At 70.4% G+C, this 4257-nt stretch carries 5 protein-coding genes and 1 pseudogene; 3 read left to right on the forward strand and 3 right to left on the reverse strand.

Translation table 11 applies throughout. The features are described 5' to 3' along the window. From ACFYXB_RS45565 to ACFYXB_RS45575, 3 genes and pseudogenes are all read right to left on the reverse strand, one after another. A partial coding sequence (locus tag ACFYXB_RS45565) for a hypothetical protein (RefSeq protein ID WP_389591378.1) occupies window positions 1-194 on the reverse strand: 194 nt, incomplete at its 3' end. A gap of 33 nt (window positions 195-227) precedes the next feature. Further along, window positions 228-635 (reverse strand): MarR family transcriptional regulator, encoded by a 408-nt coding sequence (locus tag ACFYXB_RS45570; RefSeq protein ID WP_389591385.1) that lies wholly within the window; start codon window positions 633-635, stop codon window positions 228-230. A 584-nt stretch (window positions 636-1219) separates the two neighbouring features. Then, window positions 1220-1747, reverse strand: a pseudogene (locus ACFYXB_RS45575) (replication initiator); the annotation flags it as partial. 158 nt (window positions 1748-1905) lie between these two features. Here ACFYXB_RS45575 and ACFYXB_RS45580 point away from each other — a divergent pair. The 3 genes from ACFYXB_RS45580 to ACFYXB_RS45590 form a co-directional block, all read left to right on the forward strand. Further along, the gene (locus tag ACFYXB_RS45580; protein WP_389591380.1) at window positions 1906-2793 is read left to right on the forward strand and encodes a hypothetical protein; all 888 of its coding nucleotides are present in this window, start codon (window positions 1906-1908) and stop codon (window positions 2791-2793) included. A gap of 35 nt (window positions 2794-2828) precedes the next feature. Further along, on the forward strand, window positions 2829-3500 hold the full coding sequence (locus ACFYXB_RS45585) for a response regulator transcription factor (RefSeq protein ID WP_389591381.1): 672 nt from the start codon (window positions 2829-2831) through the stop codon (window positions 3498-3500). Beyond that, window positions 3497-4257 (forward strand): HAMP domain-containing protein (locus tag ACFYXB_RS45590; RefSeq protein ID WP_389591383.1); only part of this gene is annotated, 761 nt, incomplete at its 3' end. The genes ACFYXB_RS45585 and ACFYXB_RS45590, both read left to right, overlap by 4 nt.

A 4257-nucleotide genomic window follows, 5' to 3' on the forward strand; every position in this document is an offset into this window, starting at 1 on the left:
GCGGCCGCAAGCACGGCGCAGACCAGGGACACGGCGATCAGCACGACGACCTCCTCTCGACGGACGGCGGACGGCGGACGGCGGACGGCGGACGGCGGATGGCGGATGGCGCACGGGAAGCGGCCGAGGGCGTACCGCGGTTCCGCGGTACGCCCTGTCTCAGCTTTGCGGCAGGCCGAACCGATACTGGCCACCCTGGGAAGGTTGTCTCTCATCGATGCCGTCGGTCACTTGGACTCCTCGGCCTGGATCAATCGGGCGAGCGCGGGGAAGGCGATGAGCACCGCGGACTGCTCCTGCGGATCAAGCCGGTCCATCAGCTCGCGCAGAGCCCCTGTACGCTCGGCACGCCGCTGTCTGACCAGGTCGACTCCGGCGTCGGTCGCTTCGACCAGCACGCCTCGCCGGTCGTCGGTGCTCGCGATGCGGCGCACCAGCCCGTCGTGTTCCATACGCGTGACCAGCTGTGTCATTCCGGGCTGGGAGACGCCCTCTGCGCGTGCCAGCTCGGTCACCCGCTGAGGTCCCTCGCGGCCGATGCGGCCCAACACGGACGAGGCCGCCATGCTCAGACCCCCGGCCGTGCCGGCCACGGGGAATATCGCCGCGGCCAGCGCCGGGGCCGCCCCGATCAACCGGTAGAACTGCAGGTGGGACGTGACGAAGGCCGCCACCGAGTCCAGCACGATCACCAGCAGCGGAAACAGGAGCGCCGGCTCAAACGGCTGACCCTCTTCCCGCATCCGCCGGGAGAGCCGCTTCTGGGCGATTACCTGCCTGAGCGACCGAACGGCGGTGCCGCGGGCTGCGATGACCCCCCTGACCTGCACACCCATGTTTTTTGTCCTTAGGCGGAGACGGTTCGCAGAAGCCTGTTTGTGGACGGAACTACCTGAAATATGTCCATATGCCTCTGTCGCGCCACCACACTACGAGACAGTTTGCAGTAATGCAAACTTTCATCAGTGCAGTATGATGCCAGCGGATACGCGGAAAGGACCGGGTCTCCATGCAGGCAGCAGCTCCGGGGCTCCGGGAACGCAAGAGGGCCGAGACCCGCGCGGCCCTCCGCGCAGCGGCCGTGCGCCTGTTCCTTAGAGACAGAGGACATCATCACGGGCAAGGCCAAGCGGATCGTCTCCGACGCGGAGGCCGCACGGCTACGGGCCGCCGAGGACGAGGCCAAGCAGGCGGCCGCGGACGCGGAGCACCTTGCCGCGCTGTAGCGGCGGGACTTGGTGGAGAAGTGGCCGCGGAAGCCGAGCATGTGAGCCCAGGCCCGGAGTCGGAGGTCTTCCAACTCCTTGCGGGCGCCGAGAGTCCAGGCGGTGCGGATCAGCCGGCGGGCGTGCTCGCTGATGTCGAGTTGGGCCAGTTCCGCGAGGAACTTCAGCGGGCGGTCGAGAGCTCCCGTGGCGGTCTCGGCTCCCTTGGTGGCGTACGTGGCGATGTAGGAGGCGACGGCCCGCTCGGTCAGCTCCTGGCCACCGTCGAAGTCGGCGGATCGGATGGGGCGTACGTCGAGCTGCCGGCCGAAGGTGAAGGTGTGCGCGCGTCCGTCGATGACCGGGCCGTCCACACGGACGTGGGCAGCGGCTGTGTTGATGGCGTCGGTGAGCAGCTCGGCGGTTGCCCAGGCCGGAGGTGGGGTGTCGCCGCCCTCGGGACCGTCGATGCGGATGACGGCGTGGAAGTGGACAGCGCCGCGCTTCTGGTACTCGGCGACCTTGGCGAAGGAGACCCGGGCGTCACGCGACTACGCCGAAGCCCTGCCCCCGGCCGTGCGTGTTGGCACTGGGGCGTACGGGGGCCTCTTCCTGTTCTAGGGAAGTCCTAAGGTCCGGCTCGGGTGGCCTGAAGCGGCGGCTGGTGTGCTGGCAGCAGCTACCAGAAGGGAGGCGCACGATGCGCCACACATCCGCAGCGCTGGCCGCCGCGACAGCTCTCGTTCTCGCCGTGGGAGCGGGCTCGGCCGTAGCGGCCGGCACGTCCGACGGCAAGGGGGCCGGCAGCACGGGCCACGGCAAGACCGTCGTCCAGTGCTCGCCGGACAAGCCGGACAGCAAGCTGGAGAACGCCCTCAGGAACGTCAAGATCGCGCTCGGCGCGAACGGCGGCAAGCTCACCGACCAGATCGTGGCGACCTTCGCCAAGGAGACGGGCATGCCCGTGGCCAAGGCGCGGGCGCTGCTGCAGAAGCTCTTCAAGGAGGCGCCGGGCGGTACGAAGCCGGGTGACCCGGGCAGCAAGGGGGACAAGGGCGGCGCCCCCGCCTTCAGCGCCGCCGACCTCGCCAAGATCCTCGGCGTGTCGACGGCGAAGGCCCAGGCCGCGATGGACGCTCTACAGAAGCTCGCCACCGGCCCGAAGGGGCACATCGACGAGACCACCCCGGCGTACGCGGCGATCGCCGCCAAGCTCGGGGTGAGCCCGCAGCAGCTCACAGACGCGATCATCCAGCTCAAGAAGGAGACGGCCAAGCCGGCCCCGGGGAAGCCGGGCGAGGACAAGCCGGCGCCGGGCAAGGACGGCAAGGACAAGCCGGCTCCCGGGAAGGACGGGAAGTCGGGGAAGGACGGCAGGTCCGGCAAGCACGACAAGGGCAAGCCCGGCGAGTGCAAGCCGGTTCCCGGCAAGCCGGGTGAGCCCGGACCGGGGAAGCCGGGCGACGGGAAGCCGGGTGAGCCCGCGCCGGGCAAGCCGGGTGACGGGAAGCCCGCGCCGGGCACGCCCGCGCCCGGGAAGCCCGGGGACGGCAAGCCGGCCGTGGCGCCCGCGCTCGAGTCGAACTGACGTCGCGCTGACAAGCGGTAAGGCACCCTTGCGCCATGCGAGTGCTGGTGGTTGACGACGATGACGCGGTGCGCCGTTCGCTGGCGCACGCCCTGACCCGGGACGGGTACGAGGTCACGGTTGCGGCGGACGGTACCGCCGCGCTGGAGTCGCTGGCCGCCGGGCGGCAGGACGCGGTGGTGCTGGACATCCTCATGCCGGAACCGAACGGCCTTGAGGTGTGCCGCCGGGTGCGGGCCCGGGGGGACCGCACCCCCATCCTGATGCTCACCGCCCGCGACCTGGTCGCCGACCGGGTCGCGGGCCTCGACGCGGGCGCGGACGACTACCTGGCAAAGCCCTTCGCTCTGGAGGAGTTACGTGCCAGGATCCGCGCCCTGCTGCGGCGCAGCGGCGCCGACCAGGAGGTGCTGCGCTTCGCCGACCTGGAACTGGACACCTCCGCCTGCCGGGCGTCCCGCGGCGGCCGCGTCCTGGACCTGACCAGAACGGAGTACGCGCTGCTTGAGCTCTTCCTGCGCAATCCGCGCCGGGTGCTGAGCCGTACGCTGATCTTCGACTCGGTCTGGGGCTACGACTTCGGGCCGTCGTCCAACGCCCTGTGGGTGTACGTGAGTTACCTGCGGGCCAAGCTGGAGGCGGGCGGCGAGCCGCGGCTCGTCCAGACCGTGCGCGGGCTCGGGTACGTACTGCGGGAGGAGCCGTGAACCTGCGCAACAGGCTGGCGTCCGCGGGCGCCGCGGCGGTGCTCGCTGCGCTGGTGCTGGCCTCGGTGGTGCTGTATCCGGCGCTGAGCGTCAATCTGAACGAGCGCCGCGACGCCGAGTTGGTGTCGGCCGCGAACCAAGCGCCGGAGGTGGTAAAGGGGTTCAAGCAGAAGAGCGCGCTGGCGGAGCAGAACGGCGAGGGACCGGACGAGGTCGTCATCCCGACGAAGCCGGTCTCTGTCGGCTCCACGACGCTGCAGTTCGTCCAGCCGCCGGTCGCCGAGGGCCCGACGGACGGGTTCGTCGACGTTAGCGACGTGGACGTCCAGGTCGCCGAGGGCGCCCACCCCGCGTACTTCCACGACGCCGACTGGGGTGACACGCACTACCGCATCTACACCACGCAGTTGGTGGACAGCCGCGGTGGCCTGGTGCGCACGTATGTACCAACTGCGGTCGTACACAGCACTCTGCGGCAGCTTGCGGTGCTGCTGGTCGGGATCACCGCGGGCGGCTGCCTACTGGCCGCGGTGGCGGGGCGGTTGGCGGCCGGGCGGGTGCTGCGGCCGGTGCGGCGGCTGACCGAGACCGTCGAACACGTCACGACGACACAGGATCTGACGGCCCGTCTGCACGCCGACGGACGGGACGAAATAGCCCGCCTCACCCGGTCGTTCGCAGCGATGATGGCGGCGCTGGAGGAGTCGGTGGGCGCGCAGCGGCGGCTCGTCGCGGACGCCTCGCACGAACTGCGCAC

Origin of the sequence: Streptomyces sp. NPDC002619, from assembly GCF_042889305.1 — a bacterium.
Classification (GTDB): Bacteria; Actinomycetota; Actinomycetes; order Streptomycetales; family Streptomycetaceae; genus Streptomyces.

Excerpts from the sequence above, each read along its gene's own strand:
- ACFYXB_RS45585 (WP_389591381.1), top strand. The coding sequence starts at position 2,829 with ATGCGAGTGCTGGTGGTTGACGACGATGACGCGGTGCGCCGTTCGCTG.
- ACFYXB_RS45580 (WP_389591380.1), top strand. The coding sequence starts at position 1,906 with ATGCGCCACACATCCGCAGCGCTGGCCGCCGCGACAGCTCTCGTTCTC.